Below are 19,419 nucleotides of genomic sequence, written 5' to 3'. Positions count from 1 at the left end.
AGGTGGCCCGGTGACGTCACGTCTTCTTTGGTGGTGAGGGATCCACGTGTGCTGAGGGCTGCTGCCGCGAGGGCGGCTGTGGCGCGGGCGGCTGTTGGGTCGCGATCCCGTCCAGCACCATCGAGGTGTACTGCTCGGCGATCTGCGCCGCGCTCTTGCGCCCCTCCGGGCGGTACCACACCGCCGCCACCCACACGGTGTCGCGCACGAACCGGTAGGCGAGGGGGATGTCGAGGTCCGCACGGAAACTGCCGTCGGCCACACCCCGCTCCAGCGTCCGCGTCCACAGCTTCTGGAAGCGCTGCTGGGAGTCGGTGAGATAGCCGAAGCGCTCCTGGGCGGCCAGGCGGCGGGCCTCTTTCTGGTAGATGACGACCGCGGGACGGTGCCGCTCCATCTGCGCGAACGACTCGGCGACCAGCCCCTCGAAGGTGGGCCGGGGCGCCAGTTCCGCCTCCTCGACGCGGCGGTAGCCCGCCCACAGGTCGTCCAGGAAGGCGCTGAGGACGTCGTCCGCCATCGACTCCTTGGAGTCGAAGTGGTAATAGAGACTGCCCGCCAGCATGCCCGCACGGTCGGCGATCGTACGGACGGTCGTCGCGTTGTAGCCCAGCTCCGCGAACACCTCGGCGGCGGTCGCCAGCAGCTCGGCGCGGCGGTCCGTGCCCGCCGGGGCCTTCTTCGGGGTGGGCGGGGTGGACCGGCTCGTCTTCGGGGGCACCATGCCTCCATTCTCCGTCGGGCGCGGGAGGTGGTGTCGCGCGCCGTTCACGGGCGCCGGCCGCTCATGGGCTGTGACCGCTCCGAGTTCTGGCCGGTCAGGGGTGCTGGCTGCTGACCGCGACCGTCTCTCCCGTCATGTACGAGGAGTAGTCGCTGGCCAGGAACACGATCACGTTCGCCACCTCCCACGGCTCCGCGTAGCGGCCGAACGCCTCGCGGGAGGTCAGCTCCGCCAGCAGCTCGGGAGTGGTGACCTTCGCCAGGTGCGGGTGCATGGCCAGCGACGGCGAGACCGCGTTGATCCGTACGCCGTGGTCCGCCGCCTCCAGCGCGGCGCAGCGGGTCAGCGCCATGACGCCCGCCTTGGCCGCCGCGTAGTGCGCCTGGCCGCGCTGGGCGCGCCATCCGACGACGGAGGCGTTGTTGACGATGACGCCGCCGCCCCGCTGCTCCCGCATGGCGCGCAGGCCCGCGCGGGTGCAGCGGAACGTGCCGTTCAGCGTCACGTCGAGCACGCGGCTCCACTGCTCGTCGGCCATCTCCGTGAGCTCGGCGGTGCCGCCGAGGCCCGCGTTGTTGACGAGGACGTCGATGCGGCCGTGCCGTGCCGCGCAGGCGGCCAGCAGCGCGCTCACGTCCGCCTCGGCGGTCACGTCGCAGCGCACCGCGCCGACCCGTTCGGCCCCGAACTCCTGCGCGAGGGACCGCTCGGCCTCGGCGAGCCGCCGCTCGTGGGTGTCCCCGAGGACCACGCCCTCGGCCCCCTCCTCCAGCGCCCGCCGGGCGGTCGCCCCGCCGATCCCGCTGCCGGCGGCGGCCGTCACGACGACGGACCGCCCGGTCAGCAGCCCGTGCGGGGGAGGGCACCGGGGCGGCTGCGCACTGCTCACGACGACGACCTCACGACGACGACCTCACGACGACGACCTGGCGACGACTGACCACGACCTCATGGCGATGACCTCATGGCGACGACCTCCCGCTGGGGCGGTGCGCGCTGCCGTCCGCCCTCTCGACGTGCTGTCGGGGCCAAGCTAATCTACCAAACACTTGTTAGGGAAGCCCCGGTGAGGAGAAGCGAGCCCATGCCGGATGAGCCCATGCCGGATGAGCCCATGCCGGGGCGAGGGCCCCGACGTGCGGGACGAGAGCCCGGATTCGCCGGACGGGAACCGGAACGTGGTGACGTACGAGCGCCTGGGCCCCGTCCCGCGCGTCACCCTCAACCGCCCCGCTTCGGCCTCGCCCTCACCAAGCGCGCCCTCACCAAGGGCGCCCTCACCAAGCGCGCCGTCAGCCAGGCGGAAGGGCTGATGGGCCTGCACGCCGGGCTCGACCCGGCCTTCGGCCTCCACCACGTCGCGCACGCGCACAACGCCGAGACCGCCGCCGATCCGCTCCGCGGGATGGAGGCCCGCTCCATGCGCGCGGCGGGGCGGGAGAACCCGGAGGCACGCGAGAGCGCTCCGGACGAGAGGGGCTGATCGACTCGTGGACCTGGAATTCAGCGCGGCCGAGGACGCCTTCCGGGCCGAGGCCCGCGCCTGGCTGGCGGCCCACGTGCCCGCCGAACGGCTGCCCTCCCTGGAGACCGCCGAGGGCTTCGCCGCGCATCGGTGCTGGGAGCGCGAACTGCACGACGGCGGCTGGTCGGTGGTCTCCTGGCCCCGGGAGTACGGCGGACGTGGCGCCACCCTCACCGAGTGGCTCATCTTCGAGGAGGAGTACTACGCCGCGGGCGCCCCCGGCCGCGTCAGCCAGAACGGCATCAGCCTCCTGGCCCCCACCCTCTTCGCCCACGGCAGCCAGGAGCAACGGGCCCGCGTCCTGCCGCCCATGGCCTCGGGCGAGACGATCTGGGCGCAGGCGTGGTCGGAGCCCGAGGCGGGCTCCGACCTGGCGTCGCTGCGCTCCTACGGCGAACGGACCACCCGCGAGGGCGGGGGCTGGCTGGTGAGCGGCCAGAAGACCTGGTCCTCGCGCGCCGCCTTCGCCGACCGCGCGTTCGGGCTCTTCCGCACGGACCCGGCGCTGGAGCGGCACCGGGGGCTGAGCTATCTGATGTTCCCGCTCGACGCCGAAGGCGTCACGGTCCGCCCCATCGGCCGGCTGGACGGCAAGCCCGCGTTCGCCGAGATCTTCCTGGACCGCGTCTTCGTGCCGGACGCCGATGTGATCGGCGAGGCGGGGCAGGGCTGGCGCGCGGCGATGTCCACGGCGGGCAACGAACGGGGGCTGACGCTGCGTTCGCCGGGCCGCTTCACGGCCGCCGCCGACCGGCTGACCCGTCTGTGGCGGGAGCGGGGCGCCCTCGGTGACACGGCCACCGGGGCACGGGTGGCCGACGCGTGGATACGGGCCCGTGCCTATCAGCTCGCGGGGTACGCGGCGGCTTCGGTGGGGACGGGGATGAGGACGGAGGGGGGGACGGGGGGAGGGGCGGGGGCCTCGCCCTTCGTGTCGTCCATGAACAAGGTCTTCTGGTCCGAGCTGGACATCGACCTGCACGAGACCGCACTCGACCTGCTCGGACCCGGCGCCGACGAGATCACGGACGAGGTCGCGGAAGACATCGCGGAAGACATCGCGGAGAAGATCGCGAAGGAGGCCACGGACGAGGTCGCGGACGGCGACTCGGTGGTGCCGTCCGCGTCCGCCTGGCTGGACGGCTGGATCTTCGCCCAGGCGGGCCCCATCTACGCGGGCACCAACGAGATCCAGCGCGACATCGTCGCCGAGCGCGTGCTCGGCCTGCCGAGGGGACGCTGAGGACGCCATGCGCTTTGTGCCCGACGAGGATCACCGTACGTACACCGCCACCGTCCGCAGGCTGCTCGCCGACGCCGAGCCGGTGAAGGCGGCACGCGCCTGGGCCGCCGGGGAGCACGGGCCGGGGCGCGAGCTGTGGCGCACGCTCGCGGACACCGGGCTCACCGCGCTGGCAATGGCAGAGGAACACGGCGGCATGGGCTGGTACCCGCCCGAACTGGCCTCCGCCTTCGTGGAGATCGGCCGCACCGGCGCACCGGGCCCGCTCGTGGAGAGCGTGGCCCTGGCAGGCGCGCTGTCGGCCGGGCTGACCGGGACGGCCGGGACGTCCGGCCCGGCCGAGGGGGAACGGGGGCTGTTGGAGCGGCTGCTCTCCGGCGGAACACTGGCCACCGTCGCCGGCCCCGCGGGCTCTTACGCCGGCTCCGCGGGCTCTTACGCCGGCCCCGCGGGTCCTTACGCCGTCGACGCGCATCTGGCCGGTGCCGTGTTCGTCCTCGACGGGGACGCGCTCCTCCCCGCGCGGGCGGGGGAGGTCTTCACCTCCCTGGACCCCACCCGCCGCCTCGTCCGATGCGAGGCGGCACCCGCGCGAAGCCGTCAGCCGGTGCCCGCCGACACCGCGCGTCTGCGCGCCCTCGCGACGCTGCTCACCGCAGCTCAGGTGCTGGGCGCGGGGCGCGCGTTGCTGGAAGGGAGCGTGCGCTATGCCGGACAGCGCACCCAGTTCGGCCGTCCCGTCGGCTCCTTCCAGGCGGTGAAGCACCAGTTGGCGGACGTCGCCATCGCGCTGGAGTTCGCCACTCCGCTGCTGTACGGCGCCGCTTTGACGGTGCGCGGCGACGCGGCAGCAGACCCCCGCGACCTCCCGGCCGCCAAACTCGCCTGCACCCGTGCCGCCCACCTGGCGAGCCGCGTAGCCCTCCAGGTCCACGGTGCCCTCGGCTACACGGGCGAGTACGACCTCACCCTCCTCATCCGGAAGGCCCGGGCTCTGCGGTCGGCTTGGGGCACGGCTTCGGAGTGCGAGGCCGCGGTGCTCGCCGCCACAGGCTGAGCGCGCCCGTCGCGGGTACAGGCCGCACCTCCCCTCGGGAACCCTCGTCGCCGTCTCAGGCGGTGGCGCAGCGGCGGCAGGTTCGGGAGGTGGCGCCCAGGATGCCGTGGCAGGTGGCGGTGAGGGCGACTGCCGGCAGGAGCAGGGGCCAGGCGGCGGTCAGGAAGACGGTGACGGCCAGGGTCAAGGTGGTCAGGGCCAGTGCGACGCTCGTTCCCGTACCGGCCCATGCCACTACGGTCGGCAGGCTCCTGGGGACCGGCATCCACCGGGCCAGGAGGCCGGTCGTGGCCAGCGTCGCCCCGGCCAGCATCGCGCTGATGACCGTCAGTGCCGCCAAGGGCGCGGCCAGGGCGTCCACGGAGCGCGTCAGGTACCAGCAGGCCAGCAGGAGCGGGACGGTCAGTGCGGCGGCGCGTGCCGTGTGGCGGGTCTGGGCGAGGGTCAGCTCACCCTGGCAGGCGCGCGCCACCTTCTCCACCGGGCCGAAGTCCCGTACGGCGCGCCGGGGGGCCTCCTCGGGCGGCGTCCCGGCCTGGACGTACGCCTCCGTGGCGTCCATGAGCCCTCCGTGGATCTCCTCGACGAGGCGGGCCCTGTCCTTGGCGGGCCCGTGCAGCGTCGCCGCCAGCCGGGTGGTGTACGCCTCGACCGGGTCGCCGCCCGTCGTGTCCCCCTGGCCGCCCTGCCCCGGGTCGGCGGCGCTGCCGCTTGCCGCGTCGGCGGCCTCGGCGCTCACGTGGCGGGCCTGGGGTCGGAGGCCGGGGTGGAGGCGGAGGCGGTGGGGTTCAGGACGGCGCCGATCGCCGTCGTGAACTCCTGCCAGGCCGTGCGCTCTCCGGCGAGCGTGCGCCGCCCCGCTTCGGTGAGTTCGTAGCAGCGCCGCCGCCGCTCGCCCAGGGACTGCCAGCTGCTGTCGAGCAGGCCGAGCCGCTCCAGGCGGTTGAGCGCCGGATAGGTCGTGCCCGTGCGCAGTTCCAGCATGCCGCCGCTGCGCTCCTGGACCGCGGTGATGATCGCGTATCCGTGCAGCGGCCCTGGCTCCAGCACCGCCAGGAGCAGCCCGTCGAGGTGCCCTCGCACCGCATCTGTCTTCATGAGTAGGCAGCCTATGCATAATTATCTTGGCGTGCTACCTATTGGCAGCCAACTTATTCAAGTCGACTCTCTGGGGCCCGTGGTGACCAAGCTGCTGCTGTCCATACACGTTCTCGCGGCGATCCTGGCCATCGGGCCGATCGCCGTCGCCGCCTCGATCTTCCCGCGCTTCGGGCGCCAACTGGCGGCCCAGGCAGCGCCCGAAGTGCGGGCAGGAGTCGGCGAGGTCACAGGCGCGGCGATCGGCGAGGCGACGGGTGGGGCATCCGGCGAGGACGAGGGCCGGGCGTTCGGCGAGGACGAGGGCCGGACATCCGGCGAGGCGACGGGTGGGGCATCCCGCAAGGGGGCGGTCGAGAGGGCCCCGCAGGAACGGAGCGGGACCGCCGTGGGCGCCGCGTTGCTGCACCGGATCTGCCGCGCGTACGCCGTCGTCGGGGTCGTCGTCCCGGTCTTCGGGATCGCCACCGGCCAGCAGTTGGGCGTCCTCACCGACGTCTGGCTGGTCGTATCGCTCGTCTTGACGGTGCTCGCCGCCGCTCTGCTCGGCCTCGTCATCCTGCCGGGGCAGGAGAGGCTCCTGGAGGCGGGTGCGGACGGCGGCCCGGAGAAGGCCCGCGCGGCGGCGACCCGGCTGGGCATGGTGACGGGCGTCTTCAACCTCCTGTGGGCCGTCGTCGTGGTCCTGATGATCGTCCGGCCGGGGTCGACGACCGGAGCCTGAGCTTCCGGGGGGGGCGTGCCCCCTCCGGGGAAGCGTGAGCCCCCCGGAGAACTGGGTCAGCTCTTGAGGAAGTCCAGCAGGTCCTGGTGGAACTTCTCCTTGTCGCCGGGGACGAGGGCGATGCCGTGGGAGCTGCCTTCGTAGACCTTCAAGGCGGCGTCCGGGATGATCCGTGCCGCCTTCCGCGCGGTCGCGTCGATGGGCACGACCTGGTCGTCGTCCCCGTGCACGATGAGGGTGGGGATGTCGAACTTCTTCAGGTCCTCGGTGAAGTCCGTTTCCGCGAACGCCGTCACGCAGTCGACGCCCGCCTTGACGCTCTGGTGCATCGCCATGAACCAGAACGCTTCCTCGTTGCCCTGTGTGACGCGATTACCCGCCCGGTTGGAGCCGAAGAACCCGTGGGCGGTGTCCTTCCAGAACTGCGAACGTTCCTTGAGGATGCCGCTCTTGATGTCCTCGAACACCTGGGCCGGTACGCCCTCGGGGTTGCCGTCCGTCCGGAGCATCAGCGGGGGAACCGCGGAGAGCAGCACGGCCCTGCTGACCCGCTGTGTGCCGTGCCGGCCGATGTAGCGGGCCAGTTCGCCGCCGCCCATGGAGTGCGCGACGAGCGTGACGTCCCGCAGGTCGAGGGCGGTGAGCAGGTCGTTCAGATCGTCGGCGAACGTGTCGAAGTCGTACCCCTCCCACGGCTGGCCCGAGCGGCCGTGGCCGCGGCGGTCGTGCGCGATGCCGCGGAAGCCGCGCCCGGCGACCGCGTTCATCTGGTCGTCCCAGGCGTCCGCGTTCAGCGGCCAGCCGTGGATGAAGACGACGGGCGAGCCCTTGCCCCAGTCCTTGTAGAAGATCTCCGTACCGTCGCGCGCGGTCACGTACGCCATGAACGCCTCCCGGGGCTTCGCCGTCATTCGACGTTAGGGCACAGCATCAAAGCTCGCAAAACCATGCAAAAGTGGTGAATCCACTGTCCGGGAGGGCAGGCCCCTTGTGACCGGGCGGCCGGACGGGGTCTCACACTGCTCGGGGTCTCACGCCGCTCCAGTCGCCCCGCACGCGTGCGTGCCGCTACGGCTACGGTTGCGCGGGTGCCTTCCTCTCCGGCGGGTGCGACGTTTCCGCGGCGTGTGGCTTGCGGCGTGCGGTATTGCCGCACGTGGTGCGCGGTGTGGCGAAGGCGACTGAGAGAGGGCGACAAGTGGGTGCGAAGACAGCGCTGTTCACCTGGGGCGGAGTGCCGCGCGAGGTCCTGTGCGAGGGGCTGGTGGCCGACCCCGGCACCGCCCGGCGGGTCGCTGCCCGCGCGCTGCCCGGCGCGGAGCTGACCCCGGCCGGGCAACTGCCGCTCGCCGAGGTGCTGTATCCCGGCCCGGGGATGGTCTACGCGGCCTCCTTCCCCGGCCTGGACGTGCTGTGCTGCACCGACCTCGCCAGCGGTCTGGACCCCGGCACGCTTCCGCCCCCGCACCTGCTGCCCGAACCCGGGGAGCGGCTGTACGTGCACCACATGAACTCCACCGTCGACGGCCTGATGGCCGGCACCTGGGCGGGCCGCGAGGAACTGCGCCTCGTCATGGCCCTGCTGGAGGACGGGGCGTGGCAGGCCGGGGGCATGCGCGACTTCGAGGCTCCGTACTGGGACGGCAGGCGCCCGCCGTGGGACGACGCCGACCACACGGGACCGACGCCCTTCCACCCCATGGACCTGGGGGAGGCGTTCTTGCTCCACGACTTCGGCTTCGTCGTCGAGGGGGCCCCGCACCTCCCGGCCGCCCCGCTGGACCCGTTCCGCATCACCATGTGCGGCTTCCACGTCACGACCGGTTCCTGACGGGCGGGGAGGCTTCGCGGGCCGCGCGCCCGCCGCCCGCCGCCTTGTCGAGTCGTCACCGTCTCAGGCGGTGACGGCCGTACCCTGATCCGTTCTCCGAGGGCGGCCGATGCCACGGTGGCCCGCGGGGGATGCCGCCCGGCAGGGCGAGCGCGACGCGTCGGGAATCCGGTTGTCGGCGGGAGGGCGGGAACGTACGGTCGTCGTATGGGTTCTCTGTGATCGATGAGTGCGTGCCGCCGCGTTGAGCAATGGCTCCGCGGCGGTGCGGTCTGCCGTGCACCTGGTGCACGGGCCACTCATCGACCGACAACACTGCCAGCGGCTCCGTGGAGCCGGGGAGTGGGAGAACTTCATGACTGCCGCACATACACCCACCACCGCACAGGCATGCCCCGCCGCACATGCGGGCCCCGCCTCACAACTGGCCCTGCACGAGATCACCAAGCGGTACGGCGACCACGCCGTCCTCGACCAGGTCTCGCTCAGTGTGCGGCCCGGCGAGAAGGTTGGCGTGGTCGGGGACAACGGTTCCGGCAAGTCGACGCTGCTCAAGCTGCTCGCCGGGCGGCTCACGCCGGACAGCGGCGAGGTGAGCGTCGTCGCACCCGGTGGTGCCGGCTACCTCGCGCAGACGCTGGAGCTGCCCGTCGGGGCGACCGTGCGCGACGCCGTCGACGCCGCGTTGGCCGACCTGCGCCGCATCGAACAGGACATGCGCGCCGCCGAGGCCGCCATGGAAGAAGCGGAGGCCGCCAGGGGAGGCGCCCAGGTCACCGGGGAAGACGCCGAGGTCGCCGAGCGAGGCGCCGTGGTCACCGAGCGAGGCGCCGAGGGCGCGACGGGACCGGCCGAGGGGCACCGTCCCTCCCCGGACCTCGACGCGGCGCTCGCCACCTACGGCGCGCTCCTGGAACGCTTCGAGGCGCGGGGCGGCTACGAGGCGGACGCGCGCGTCGACGTCGCGCTGCACGGCCTCGGCCTGCCCCGGCTCGACCGTGACCGCCGCCTGGACAGCCTGTCCGGTGGCGAGCGCTCGCGCCTCGCGCTGGCCGCGACCCTGGCCGCCGAGCCCGAACTGCTGCTGCTGGACGAGCCGACCAACGACCTGGACGACCAGGCCGTCGCATGGCTCGAAGAACGGCTGCGCGCCCACCGGGGCACGGTCGTCGCCGTCACCCACGACCGCCTCTTCCTGGAGCGGCTCACCACGACCGTCCTGGAGGTCGGCGAGGGCCGCGTCTCCCGCTACGGCGACGGCTACGCGGGGTACCTCGCCGCGAAGGACGCCGAGCGCCGCAGGAGGCTGCGTGCCTACGAGGAGTGGCGCGCGGAACTGGAGCGCAGCAGGCGGCTTGCCGAGTCCAACGTGGCGCGGCTGGAGGCCATCCCGCGCAAGGTGCCGCTTTCGATCTTCGGCAGCTCCGCGTTCCGGGCACGGGGACGCGGACACGGCGCGATGGTCCGCATCCGCAACGCCAAGCAGCGCGTCGCACAGCTGACCGAGAACCCGGTCGCGCCCCCGCCCCAACCGCTCTCCTTCACGGCAGATCTGGTGACGGCGACGGCAGGGAACGGGGAGGGCGAAGGGGAGAGAGCGGGGACCGGAACGGGGGCTGGGACGGGGGTGCCCCGTGAGGCCGCCGTGCTGGAGAACATCCGCGTGGACGGGCGGCTGTGCCTCGGACAGCTGTCAGTCGGCCCGCACGAACGGCTGCTGGTGACCGGGTCGAACGGCGCGGGCAAGACCACCTTGATGCGGCTGCTCGCGGGCGAACTGCGCCCGGACACCGGCACGGTGACGGTGCCGGGGCGGGTGGGCCATCTGCGTCAGCAGGAGACACCGTTCCCGTCCGGCCTGACCGTGGCCGAGGCGTTCGCGTACGGGCGCGCCGGATACCCCGACGAACTGGCCGCCAAGCTCCTCTCCTTGGGGCTGTTCAGCCCGGAGGACCTGCGACTGCGCGTCGGCGAACTGTCGTACGGGCAACGCAGGCGGATCGAGCTGGCCCGGCTGGTGACCGAGCCGGTCGACCTGCTGTTGCTGGACGAGCCGACCAACCACCTGTCGCCCGCACTGGTCGAGGAACTGGAGGAGGCCCTGGTGTCGTACGAGGGTGCGCTCGTCGTCGTCACCCACGACCGCCGCATGCGCGCCCGCTTCACCGGCACACAGCTCACGCTGCACGCGGGGCGGGCCGCATAGCGTCGACGTGCGGGAGCGCGCGAACGCGGAAGCGACTCGGGAGGACGTGGGGAGCACGTCATGAGCACGGTGTCGAAGCGCGCATGGGTCAGCTCCGGCAGCCCCATCGCCGCCCGGACATGGGTGGGAAACCTCGCTGAAACAGCGGCTTCTTAAGATGAGTGGTCCCTTCAGGGACCGCCGTGCATGCGTACGGCGGGTACGAGCCGCCGTCCCCGGCACGAGCAGCCACCCACAGCCGCGAGGTCGATCCCATGCCCAAGCCCGAAGCGACGGTGCGTCCCGCCGTCCCCGCCGATCTCAAGGCCGTTGCCGACATCTACGCCCACTATGTGGCCGAGACGGTGATCACCTTCGACGAGACGCCGCTGACGGTCGCGGAGTGGCAGCGGCGTTTGGACGACTTCGCCGCACGCGGTCTGCCGTTCCTGGTCGCGGAGACCGAGGGAGAGGTCGACGGCTACGCGTACGCGGCCCCATGGCGCCCCAAGCCCGCCTATCGCCACTCCGCCGAGGACACCATCTACCTCGCGCCCGGCAGCACGGGCCGCGGCCTCGGCGGCGAACTGCTCAGCGAGCTGATCCTCCGGAGCGAGAAGGCGGGGGTGCGGCAGATGATCGCCGTCATCTCCGACACCGGCACCGACGCCTCCCGCGCCCTCCACCGCCGCCACGGCTTCACCGAAACCGGCACTCTGAAAGCCGTCGGTCACAAGCATGGCCGCTGGGTGGACACGGTGCTCATGCAACGCCCGCTGGGCGGCTGACCGGCCCCCACGAGAAGCGGGTTGCCGGGCGTGGTGGCGGACCGCGCCCGACCCGCGTCCTGTCCCGGCCGGGCTCACCCCGGCCAGGGGAGCCAGGCGAAGAGACGGAACTCTTCACTGTGTTCACCTCCCTTGTCGTCGAGTGCGGGGCCGCTGCCGTGCCGTGCGGTGTCCCAGCCGTGTTCGAGGTGGCCGCCTGCCAGGGTCGTGCGTTCGGCCAGGCCTATCAGGCCGTGGCCGGTGCCGGGGATGGAGGTGTCGTGTTCACGTGCGGCCGGGTTGCGGACCGTGACGGACAGGCCCGTACCGGGTGCGCCGCCCACCCGCACTGTCACCGGAGCGCCGGAACCCGGTCCGTGCTTGCGCGCGTTGGTCAGCCCCTCCTGGACGACGCGGTAGGCCGTGCGCCCCGCCACCGAGGGCGCCGCCTCCGGGCCGCCCTCGACGGTGAGTTCGAGGGATACCCGCGCCCCGGCCTTCCGCGCCTCGGCCGCCAGCCGCTCCACGTCGGCCAGGACGGGCTGCGGGCCCCCGGCGTCCTCCGGTGCGCGCAGGACCCCGATGATCTCCCGCAGGTCTTCCAGCGCCTGGTGCGCGCTCTGTCTGACGATCCCGGCGGCGCGCGCCACCTGCGCGGGCTCGCCGCCCGGGTTGAACTCCAGTGCCCCCGCGTGCACGCTCAGCAGTGACAGCCGGTGGGCCAGCACGTCGTGCATCTCCCGTGCGATGTCCTCTCTCGCCTCACGCCGCGCGTCCTCGGCCGCCCGCTCGGCGCGCTCGTGCAGCGAGGCGACCAGCTGGCGTCGCGAGCGGGTGTAGGAGCCCCAGCCCAGGGCGCCGGCGACCAGTGCGAAGTAGGTGATGCTCGACGCCGTCGCCGGATCGTCGGCTGTCGGCCCCTGGGCGAGGAAGAACGGCACAGGCGCGAAGGCCAGCGCCGTCACCCAGCCCGTCACCTTCGGCGGCCGGCTCGCCGCGACGGTGAACAGCGCGACGAGGATGGCACCGGTGGCGAAGTGCGAGAACTTCCCCGCCACGAGCAGCACGACGGTGAGCGACACCGGCCATCTGCGCCGCAGGAACAGCGCGGCGCACGCCACCCCGCCCGCCGTCTGATCGAAGAACAGTGCTGTCTCGGATGTGCCGGGGTCGATCACCACCGAGTCGGTGGAGAGCACGGAGAACGCGGCGGCGAACAGGAACGCGCCGGTGTCGACGGCCCAGTCCTTCGTGTCGCGCCGTGTGTGGCGGCTGCTGTCGATTCGACCCATGCCGCGAATCTACGGTGCCCGCCGCGGCCCCGATGCCGGCTGTCCACAGGCTTCGACTTTGGTATGACAAGTGGCCCGCACATTGGCGACTTCCGTCGGCCCACGACAGCCGGACGCCCGATCCGCGCCCCCGCCCCGGCCCGCCAGCCTGAAGCCATGAAGAAATTCCTCGGCTTCGTGGCATTCGTCCTCCTCGCCCAAGGTGTCAGCGGCATCCTCCACGAGATCACCGGCGGCTGGTTCCGCTGGGCGGGCGTTGTCCACCGCATCCCTTTCCTGGACGGCTACGAGATCTACGTGTGCGTTCTCCTGCTGGCCCTCGGCCTCGCGGTGGGGGCGGCGAGCGATTCGGTGAAGCGGAAGGGGTGAGGCCGAGCGGACGAGGCGAGGTCAGGCTGAAGGGGTGAGGTGAACGGAAGGGGTGAGGTGCAACAGAAGGGGTGATGATGCGGGGATGAGTGCGACGAACTCGGAACACGACTTCGATGTGGCGGCCTTCCTCGCGCGGCCGTTGACCGCTCGGGTTGCGACACAGGGGCCGACGGTGCGGCCCACCTGGTTCCTGTGGGAGGACGGGGCGTTCTGGATCCTCTCCGGGACGTGGGCGCGACTGCCGGGGCGGATACGCCAGGATCCGGGGCTGGCGCTGGTCGTGGACGAGTGCGAGCTGACGACCGGCCTGGTGCGGCAGGTCATCGCGCGGGGGCGGGCCGAGATCGTGCCGTTCGACGTGCCGCGCGGGCGGCGCAAACTCCGCCGGTACCTCGGCGAGGACGAGTCGCTCTGGGACCGGCGCTTCGTGCGGTATCTGCACGACGACCCCGCGGAGCGCGGCACCGTCTGGGTGTGCCTGCGGCCCGACCGGATGGTGGCCAACGACCTCAGCTACACACCGGCCTGACCCGGCGGTGCGCCGGCCCGACCGCGCCGCGCACCTGGTGGAGCGTCCGCATGCCCCGCATACCCTGGTGCGGAAGCGTCCCGAGCGGGCGCGTACACACGTGACCACAGGAGCAGAACCGTGTACTTCACCGACCGTGGCATCGAAGAGCTGGAAAAGCGGCGCGGCGAGGAAGAGGTCAGTTTCGCGTGGCTGTCCGAGCAGCTGCGGACGTTCGTCGATCTGAATCCGGACTTCGAGGTGCCGGTGGAGCGCCTGGCCACCTGGCTGGCCAGGCTGGATGACGACGAAGAGGAGGAATGAGCCTCTTCTGGCGAATCTCCCGGCACCGTCCTGGGCCGGGCCCTGGCGCTCTCCCGGATGGCCTTCGGATGAACCCCCCGGCCTGACGGGCAGCGGACCGAGCCTTGCGGATATCGCGATACGCGACATATCGTGTCTCCCGGAGACGCGATATGTCGTTGTCCGTCGTTGTCGCGTTCCGTATCCGTCCGCAGTCCGCGTCCGCCGAGGCGCAGCTGTACGCCGAAGCACTCAGCGTTCAGCGCTCAAGTCTGGGGAGTCAGCCGTGCCCGTATCCGAGGACCGTTCGTGGAAGATCTCCGAACCTCGGCAGATCGACTTCGAAGAGACCGTGAACGAGCTGCATGTGCGGGTCGTCAACGGAACCGTGAACGTCGTCGGCAGCGATGAGCCGACCACCCGTGTCGAGATCAGCCGCCTTGAGGGCCCGCCGCTGCACGTGCGGTGCGAGGACGGCAAGCTCGTCGTCGCCTATGAGGACCTGCCCTGGAAGGGCTTCCTCAAGTGGCTGGACCGCAAGGGCTGGCGGCGCGACGTGGAGGTCTCGGTCTCCGTTCCCGCGCGGGCCCGGCTGTCGGTGGGGGTGGTCGGAGCCAGCGCCGTCGTCTCCGGAGTGCGCGGCCGTACGGACTTGCGCGGAGTATCCGGTGACGCGACGCTCGTCGGCCTGTCGGGACCGGTCTTCACCGAGACCGTCTCGGGCAGCGTGGAGGCCCAGCGACTCTCCGGCGGGCTGCGTTTCCACTCCGTGTCGGGCGACCTGACCTTCATCGACGGCAGTGGCAGCCCGATCAAGGCCGACTCCGTCAGTGGCGCGATGATCCTCGACCTGCGGAGCGGAGCGGGGGAGCCCAGCGAGATCCGGCTCTCCAGCGTCTCCGGCGAACTGGCGATCCGGCTGCCGGGGGACGCGGACACCGAGGTGGACGCCAAGACCACCAGCGGCGCGCTCTCCAGTGCCTTCGACGAGCTGAAGATCTCGGGCTCATGGGGCGACCAGCACGCGACCGGCGTCCTGGGCGCAGGCCGCGGCACCCTGAGCGCCGTCACGCTCTCCGGCGGGCTCGCACTCCTGCGCCGTCCCGTCAAGGGCCCGGGGGAGGGCCTTGGCGAGGAGCCCGGGGACGAGGACGGGGAGGGCGACGGCGGCCGGTGGGCCCGGCCCGGTCCGGGTGTTCCGGAGAGCTCCGGCGATCCGGGTTCCCCGGACGGCCTTGACGATCCGGGGGGCGCGGGTGACCTTGGCGAGCCCCCCGCCCCACGGGCATCCGACGCCCACAGCACCACACCCGCCACTCCCGCGAAGGACCTGTGAAATGCCCCCCGTCTTCGCGCACGGCCGTCTGCGCCTCTACCTGCTGATGCTGCTCGACGAGGCACCCCGACACGGCTACGAGGTGATCCGGCTCCTGGAGGAGCGTTTCCAGGGGCTGTACGCGCCGTCCGCCGGCACTGTCTACCCCCGGCTGGCGAAACTGGAGGCCGAGGGGCTGGTCAGTCACACGACCGAGGGTGGCCGCAAGGTATACGCGATCACCAAGGAGGGCCGCGCCGAACTCGCCGACAGGCAGGCCGAGCTGGCCGAACTCGAAGTCGAGATCCGGGACTCGCTCGCGGCGCTCGCCGCCGACATCCGCGAGGACGTCAGCGGCTCGGCGAGCGACCTGCGCCGCGAGATGCGCGAGCAGGCCCGCGACGCGCGCGGCGCGGACCGGGGTCGTAAATCCGCGTCCTCCGGTGCCTGGGACCGTGATTGGGGCAAGGAGGCCGACTGGGGCGATTGGGAGACCTGGCGGCAGGCCAAGGAGGAGATGCGGCGGGCCAAGGACGAGTGGAAGGAGCAGGCCCGCAAGGCCAAGGAGGAGGCTCAGCAGGCCAGGCGCCAGGCCAAGAAGGAGCGCGAGGCCCACACGGCCGCGGTGGAGGAGGTCCAGCGGGTCGCCCGCCAGGTGCAGGACCAGGTCCAGGCCCGCATGCGGTCGGGCGACTGGCCGGGCGCCGTCCGCGACGGCATGTCCGAACTCGCCCGCGAGATGGGCAACCTGGGCCGCGTCACCGGCCAGGCGACGGCATGGCCCCCGTACGCCCGCCCCCGCCCGGCCGACGGCGGCGACACGGGCGCCGCACCGGATGCTCCCCCGGAGGCCGCACCGGATGCCGCGCGGACCGCTGCGCAGAAGGCCGCACAGGCGTCGGCTGAAGCGCACCTGCGGGACGCCGTGCCCGCCTCCGGGGACCCGGCCCGCGACCTCGAACGCCTCCTCGACCGCTTCCGTGACGACATCCGAGACGCGGCCCGCGACCACGGGTTGACCGACGACCAGCTCCGCGACGTACGCCGTCACCTGTCCACGGCCGCCGCCCACATCGGCGCCGTACTCCGCCCCGGAGACGGTGGCCGGCACAACAACGGCCACCAGAGCTGACCCCGGCCCTCGTCCGGGCTTGATTCACCCGTATGGGTGAGGTCGTGCGACCTCACCCATACAGCCATGTCGCCTGTGTACCCCGCCGCTTGACGCCTGCGCGAATGTGTTCCGCCCGTACCGGCACGGTCGCGCGAGGGGGCGCGGAGATGTTCAATATGGGCTCGGGGCAAGGGAGTCGGGGCCTGAATGGCGGACTAGGGGGAGTGGTGGAGCGGGAGATCAGGGAGATCACGCTGCCGGGCGGGGAGACCGTGCTGGCTCGGGTGCATGTCCTGGACGACGGCGAGGCGCCTGAGGAGACGGAGGAATTCCAGTTCGACGATGTCGGCACGCGTGACCAGCTCATCGCACGGGCCCGACAGCTCAACGAGGTGATCAGCGGCGTCGGTTCGGCGGTGCTCGCCGCGGCGCAGGAGGCGGCGCCGGACGAGGTCAGCGCCACCTTCGGCGTCGAGCTGGCCGTGAAGTCGGGCAAGGCACTCGCGGCGGTTCTCGCGGAAGGTGAGGCCAAGGCGGCGGTTTCCGTCACCCTCACCTGGCGCAAGGCCACCGTCAGGGACCCCGTGCCGCTACCGGATGTGGCGCCGCACACCGGTCCGGTTCCGGGAGCCGGTCCCGCGCCGGTTCCGGATCCGCGCCCGCAGCCGGAAGGTGCCACTGCCCCGCACGGCACGCCTCCCCAAGGCACCACGGCCCCGCAGGGCGGATGAGCGCAGGCAGGCTGGAGGCGCTGGTCAGCCGAGCCACGGTATGGCTCGGTCCCGGCACCACGCCCGAGGCGGGAGCCGGGGCACCGCGCCGGGCCCAGGACATCATGTGGGGCAGCGGCTTCTTCGTCGCGCCCGGCTGGGTGCTCACCTGCGCGCACGTGGTGATGGGACGGCTGGGAGTCGGCGACACGGGGACGTTCATGGTGCACGGCGCGCACGGCAGGGTCCCCGCACGCGTGGGGTACCTGCTCTCGGACACCGCCACACAGGCGCCCGAGCAGGACCTGGCACTCGTACGGGTGCTGGAGGACGTGGCGCACCCGTGTGTGTGGCTGACCGACCGCTGCGACCGGCCCTTCCAGGTCGAGGCGCACGGCTGGCGTGTGCCGGAGGACGGCGCCGGCCCGCAGCCGTGGAGCGGCCGGTGCGCGGTCAGCGGCGGCGACGGCACCTACGGGGCGCTGCTCGGGCCCGACGCGGCGATCCCGTCCGGCGCCTCGGGGGGTCCCGTGCTCGACCTCGACAGGGGCGCGGTTGCCGGGATCGTCAAGGCGCAGCGGCGCGGCAAGGACGGCGGCCTCGCCATCGTCACGACCGCCCTGCGCGGCTTCACGGGCGCCGCGACCACAGGCGGCGGGGGCGGCCTGGGCGATGACCCGTACCGCGCGCTCATCCTCGCGCACGACCGGTGGCACGACCCGCGCCGGCCCGCCCCCGCCGCCCGCCGCGAGCGGCGCTCCCCGTCTTCGCGCCGCCCCGGCGGACGGGCGGGAGGCGCTCCGGGCGGCTTTCACGGACAGTCGACGCCCCGGACGGTGAGCGTCTCCTGGGCCGCGGCGCAGGAGACCCTTCACCGCGGCTGGCACGGCGAGGGCATCGAGGACGGCTGGAGCGCGCGCGACCATCTGACCGCCCTCGCGCTGCTGGCCGAACTTCCTCCGCCCGGCCACCCCTCCGCGGTGGCGTTCCACGTCGAGAGGGTGCTGGGAGAGGAGTCGCTGTGGATGGACGCGGCGGCCCAGCACGACTGGCGGGACGGCCACGGCTGGCTCTACGAGAGCCCGGAGGGCGAGGAAATGGCCTTCTTGCACTACCTGTCCTCGGTCGCGGCCGAGTGCGCGGCCGAAGCGCCCGGGAAGTCCGCCGCGTTGCTGGACTGGGTGCACGAGAGGGCCCAGCGGCTGCCCCCGGCGCGGCGCGCGGCACTGGAGCGGGCCGCCTGGGCGGCGGAGCTGGAGTCGGACGCCTATGCGGAGCCGGACGCTTACGCGGAGCCGGGTGTTCACGAGGAGCCGGGTGTTCACGCGGCACCATCGGGGCTCCACGCGCAATCGGATCCTTCCATCGAGCCGGGCCCCTCCACGGAGCCGGATGCCGACGCGGGACCGGATGCCCGCGCCGAGCCGCGGGCGCCGTACGAGGAGCCAGGGCCGCTGTCCGAGCCGCCCACCGTGCCCTGCCCTGTCCTGCGGGAAGCCGACGCGCGGGACGGCGGGCCCGTGGTGGCCGTCGAGCTGGAGCGCGCGATCTACCCGCGCGGCGAGGGCCCGACGCGGGAGACCACGCGCTTCTACTGGCGCATATGGACCTGGACCGGCGGCCCCGAGAGCGTGCGCGCCGGTGCCCGGCGGGAGTCGGGGCAGGGCGCCACCCGCCAGGAGCTGCCGCTCCAGCTCGCGCAGCCGCTGCGGGAGGCATTCGCCCGGGTGGACACCGACCGGCGGCGCGCCCGCCTCGAACTGGCGGCACCCGTCGAACACTTCGGCCTCGGGGTCCATCTGTGGCGGCCCGACCTGGTCCCGCGCGGACTGCGCCCCCGCCCCGAGGACCGGCTCTTCGGCGTGCACCGGCAGGTCGTGCTGCGCGACGCGGCCCGCGTGGGGGAGCCGCACGAGGAGGTGCCCGGCGCGGGGGAGGCGGTGTACGGCGCGTTCGGAGGATCGCACCCGGCCGGAGGGACCCGCCAAGCGATCGGGGGAGCCCACCCCGCGTCCGGAGGGTCGCACCTCGCGCCCGGCGCCGCCTGGGAGAAGCGCTGGCACGCCGCACTCGAAGGTGCCCTCGAAGCCCTCACCCTGCACCTGCCCCCGGACCACGGTCCGCTCGTGGGCGCGCCCGACCGTGCCGTACCGGTGCTGTGCCGTACGAGCAGTGGCGGCCCGGAGGCATTGCGGGAAGTCCTCAGCGCCGGTTACGGCCTCGCGCTCTGGAGCGACCACGAGCCTCACCCGGACGAGTGCGAGGGCGAGGTTTGCAGCCCGCTTCTCGACAAAGCGGCACAGCTGGTCCGCGACGCCCGGCACGCCCCGGCGCTCCCGGAGCGGCTGCGCGCACTGCGCGAGCGCGTCAGCCGAGGCGACGAGACGGCGTACTGGGCCGAGCACATGGCGCTCCTCTACGACGACCCCCGCCGCCCCATCCCGGGCCTCACCGAGCCGCTGGACTCCCCGTGAACCGGCCGGAGAATCCGCGCGCGCACCCGCACTTCTGCCGTTACGCGCACCCGCACCCTTGCCGTCACGTGCACCCGCACCCCTGCCGTCACGCGCACCCGCCCACCCGCCACGTTGCGCATCCGTCCACCCGCCGTCACGTATTTCCGCACACCGGCCGCCAAGAGCGGCACCGAA

20 protein-coding genes are annotated in these 19,419 nt (G+C 72.8%); 14 read left to right on the top strand and 6 right to left on the bottom strand.

Annotated elements, in window-relative coordinates:
• Nucleotides 1-16: 16 nt before the first annotated feature.
• Nucleotides 17-724, bottom strand: coding sequence for a TetR/AcrR family transcriptional regulator (locus tag OHB04_RS13985; protein ID WP_326688011.1), 708 nt, complete (start codon nt 722-724; stop codon nt 17-19).
• 94 nt (nt 725-818) lie between these two features.
• Nucleotides 819-1,613: an SDR family oxidoreductase gene (locus OHB04_RS13980; RefSeq protein WP_326807541.1), complete on the bottom strand. Its 795-nt coding sequence runs from the start codon at nt 1,611-1,613 to the stop codon at nt 819-821.
• Between the two features lie 195 nt (nt 1,614-1,808).
• On the opposite strand from OHB04_RS13980, the gene OHB04_RS41810 reads away from it, so the two are divergent.
• The 3 genes from OHB04_RS41810 to OHB04_RS13965 are packed head-to-tail and all read left to right on the top strand — an operon-like array spanning nt 1,809 to nt 4,549.
• Nucleotides 1,809-2,207, top strand: coding sequence for a hypothetical protein (locus tag OHB04_RS41810; RefSeq protein WP_442814837.1), 399 nt, complete (start codon nt 1,809-1,811; stop codon nt 2,205-2,207).
• Between the two features lie 7 nt (nt 2,208-2,214).
• Nucleotides 2,215-3,492, top strand: a complete 1,278-nt coding sequence (locus tag OHB04_RS13970; protein WP_326807540.1) for an acyl-CoA dehydrogenase family protein — start codon at nt 2,215-2,217, stop codon at nt 3,490-3,492.
• Nucleotides 3,493-3,499: 7 nt separating this feature from the next.
• The gene (locus OHB04_RS13965; RefSeq protein WP_326807539.1) at nt 3,500-4,549 is read left to right on the top strand and encodes an acyl-CoA dehydrogenase family protein; all 1,050 of its coding nucleotides are present in this window, start codon (nt 3,500-3,502) and stop codon (nt 4,547-4,549) included.
• A 55-nt stretch (nt 4,550-4,604) separates the two neighbouring features.
• Here the strand turns inward: OHB04_RS13965 and OHB04_RS13960 are convergent, their stop codons facing one another.
• Nucleotides 4,605-5,288 (bottom strand): permease prefix domain 1-containing protein, encoded by a 684-nt coding sequence (locus tag OHB04_RS13960; RefSeq protein WP_326688007.1) that lies wholly within the window; start codon nt 5,286-5,288, stop codon nt 4,605-4,607.
• Nucleotides 5,285-5,647, bottom strand: coding sequence for a PadR family transcriptional regulator (locus OHB04_RS13955; protein WP_326688006.1), 363 nt, complete (start codon nt 5,645-5,647; stop codon nt 5,285-5,287). Before OHB04_RS13955 ends, OHB04_RS13960 begins: the two co-directional genes overlap by 4 nt.
• Nucleotides 5,648-5,729: 82 nt before the next feature.
• Here OHB04_RS13955 and OHB04_RS13950 point away from each other — a divergent pair, with 82 nt between their 5' ends.
• Nucleotides 5,730-6,371, top strand: coding sequence for a hypothetical protein (locus OHB04_RS13950; RefSeq protein ID WP_326692727.1), 642 nt, complete (start codon nt 5,730-5,732; stop codon nt 6,369-6,371).
• Nucleotides 6,372-6,427: 56 nt separating this feature from the next.
• Here OHB04_RS13950 and OHB04_RS13945 read toward each other — a convergent pair whose 3' ends face one another.
• Nucleotides 6,428-7,255 (bottom strand): alpha/beta fold hydrolase, encoded by an 828-nt coding sequence (locus tag OHB04_RS13945; protein WP_326809448.1) that lies wholly within the window; start codon nt 7,253-7,255, stop codon nt 6,428-6,430.
• Nucleotides 7,256-7,569: 314 nt separating this feature from the next.
• Between OHB04_RS13945 and OHB04_RS13940 the strand changes: the two genes are divergently transcribed.
• From OHB04_RS13940 to OHB04_RS13930, 3 genes are all read left to right on the top strand, one after another.
• Nucleotides 7,570-8,202, top strand: a complete 633-nt coding sequence (locus OHB04_RS13940) for a DUF6928 family protein (RefSeq protein WP_326807538.1) — start codon at nt 7,570-7,572, stop codon at nt 8,200-8,202.
• A 355-nt stretch (nt 8,203-8,557) separates the two neighbouring features.
• The gene (abc-f, locus tag OHB04_RS13935) at nt 8,558-10,408 is read left to right on the top strand and encodes a ribosomal protection-like ABC-F family protein (protein WP_326688004.1); all 1,851 of its coding nucleotides are present in this window, start codon (nt 8,558-8,560) and stop codon (nt 10,406-10,408) included.
• Nucleotides 10,409-10,662: 254 nt separating this feature from the next.
• Entirely contained in the window at nt 10,663-11,175 is a 513-nt protein-coding gene (locus OHB04_RS13930; RefSeq protein ID WP_326688003.1) for a GNAT family N-acetyltransferase, read from the top strand.
• 74 nt (nt 11,176-11,249) lie between these two features.
• Here OHB04_RS13930 and OHB04_RS13925 read toward each other — a convergent pair whose 3' ends face one another.
• Entirely contained in the window at nt 11,250-12,446 is a 1,197-nt protein-coding gene (locus tag OHB04_RS13925; protein WP_326807537.1) for a sensor histidine kinase, read from the bottom strand.
• 156 nt (nt 12,447-12,602) lie between these two features.
• On the opposite strand from OHB04_RS13925, the gene OHB04_RS13920 reads away from it, so the two are divergent.
• From OHB04_RS13920 to OHB04_RS13890, 7 genes are all read left to right on the top strand, one after another.
• Nucleotides 12,603-12,815 (top strand): hypothetical protein, encoded by a 213-nt coding sequence (locus OHB04_RS13920; RefSeq protein ID WP_326688001.1) that lies wholly within the window; start codon nt 12,603-12,605, stop codon nt 12,813-12,815.
• An 85-nt stretch (nt 12,816-12,900) separates the two neighbouring features.
• A complete protein-coding gene (locus OHB04_RS13915) occupies nt 12,901-13,347 on the top strand; it encodes a pyridoxamine 5'-phosphate oxidase family protein (protein ID WP_326688000.1) in 447 nt (148 codons plus the stop codon).
• Between the two features lie 120 nt (nt 13,348-13,467).
• The gene (locus OHB04_RS13910) at nt 13,468-13,650 is read left to right on the top strand and encodes a DUF6104 family protein (protein ID WP_326687999.1); all 183 of its coding nucleotides are present in this window, start codon (nt 13,468-13,470) and stop codon (nt 13,648-13,650) included.
• A 265-nt stretch (nt 13,651-13,915) separates the two neighbouring features.
• Entirely contained in the window at nt 13,916-14,965 is a 1,050-nt protein-coding gene (locus tag OHB04_RS13905) for a DUF4097 family beta strand repeat-containing protein (protein ID WP_326807536.1), read from the top strand.
• Nucleotide 14,966: 1 nt separating this feature from the next.
• On the top strand, nt 14,967-16,076 hold the full coding sequence (locus OHB04_RS13900) for a PadR family transcriptional regulator (protein WP_326687997.1): 1,110 nt from the start codon (nt 14,967-14,969) through the stop codon (nt 16,074-16,076).
• Between the two features lie 206 nt (nt 16,077-16,282).
• A complete protein-coding gene (locus tag OHB04_RS13895) occupies nt 16,283-16,789 on the top strand; it encodes a CU044_2847 family protein (RefSeq protein ID WP_326807535.1) in 507 nt (168 codons plus the stop codon).
• The gene (locus tag OHB04_RS13890; protein ID WP_326807534.1) at nt 16,786-19,242 is read left to right on the top strand and encodes a VMAP-C domain-containing protein; all 2,457 of its coding nucleotides are present in this window, start codon (nt 16,786-16,788) and stop codon (nt 19,240-19,242) included. Before OHB04_RS13895 ends, OHB04_RS13890 begins: the two co-directional genes overlap by 4 nt.
• Nucleotides 19,243-19,419 lie beyond the last annotated feature (177 nt).

It is taken from the genome of Streptomyces sp. NBC_01775 (assembly GCF_035917675.1).
Taxonomy (GTDB): Bacteria; Actinomycetota; Actinomycetes; order Streptomycetales; family Streptomycetaceae; genus Streptomyces.
This window is presented reverse-complemented; position numbering and strand designations above follow the sequence as displayed.

Excerpts from the sequence above, each read along its gene's own strand:
- OHB04_RS41810 (WP_442814837.1), top strand. The coding sequence starts at position 1,809 with ATGCCGGATGAGCCCATGCCGGATGAGCCCATGCCGGGGCGAGGGCCC.
- abc-f (WP_326688004.1), top strand. The coding sequence starts at position 8,558 with ATGACTGCCGCACATACACCCACCACCGCACAGGCATGCCCCGCCGCA.
- OHB04_RS13890 (WP_326807534.1), top strand. The coding sequence starts at position 16,786 with ATGAGCGCAGGCAGGCTGGAGGCGCTGGTCAGCCGAGCCACGGTATGG.
- OHB04_RS13985 (WP_326688011.1), bottom strand. The coding sequence starts at position 724 with ATGGTGCCCCCGAAGACGAGCCGGTCCACCCCGCCCACCCCGAAGAAG.
- OHB04_RS13930 (WP_326688003.1), top strand. The coding sequence starts at position 10,663 with ATGCCCAAGCCCGAAGCGACGGTGCGTCCCGCCGTCCCCGCCGATCTC.
- OHB04_RS13900 (WP_326687997.1), top strand. The coding sequence starts at position 14,967 with ATGCCCCCCGTCTTCGCGCACGGCCGTCTGCGCCTCTACCTGCTGATG.
- OHB04_RS13915 (WP_326688000.1), top strand. The coding sequence starts at position 12,901 with ATGAGTGCGACGAACTCGGAACACGACTTCGATGTGGCGGCCTTCCTC.
- OHB04_RS13955 (WP_326688006.1), bottom strand. The coding sequence starts at position 5,647 with ATGAAGACAGATGCGGTGCGAGGGCACCTCGACGGGCTGCTCCTGGCG.
- OHB04_RS13920 (WP_326688001.1), top strand. The coding sequence starts at position 12,603 with ATGAAGAAATTCCTCGGCTTCGTGGCATTCGTCCTCCTCGCCCAAGGT.
- OHB04_RS13965 (WP_326807539.1), top strand. The coding sequence starts at position 3,500 with ATGCGCTTTGTGCCCGACGAGGATCACCGTACGTACACCGCCACCGTC.
- OHB04_RS13925 (WP_326807537.1), bottom strand. The coding sequence starts at position 12,446 with ATGGGTCGAATCGACAGCAGCCGCCACACACGGCGCGACACGAAGGAC.
- OHB04_RS13945 (WP_326809448.1), bottom strand. The coding sequence starts at position 7,255 with ATGGCGTACGTGACCGCGCGCGACGGTACGGAGATCTTCTACAAGGAC.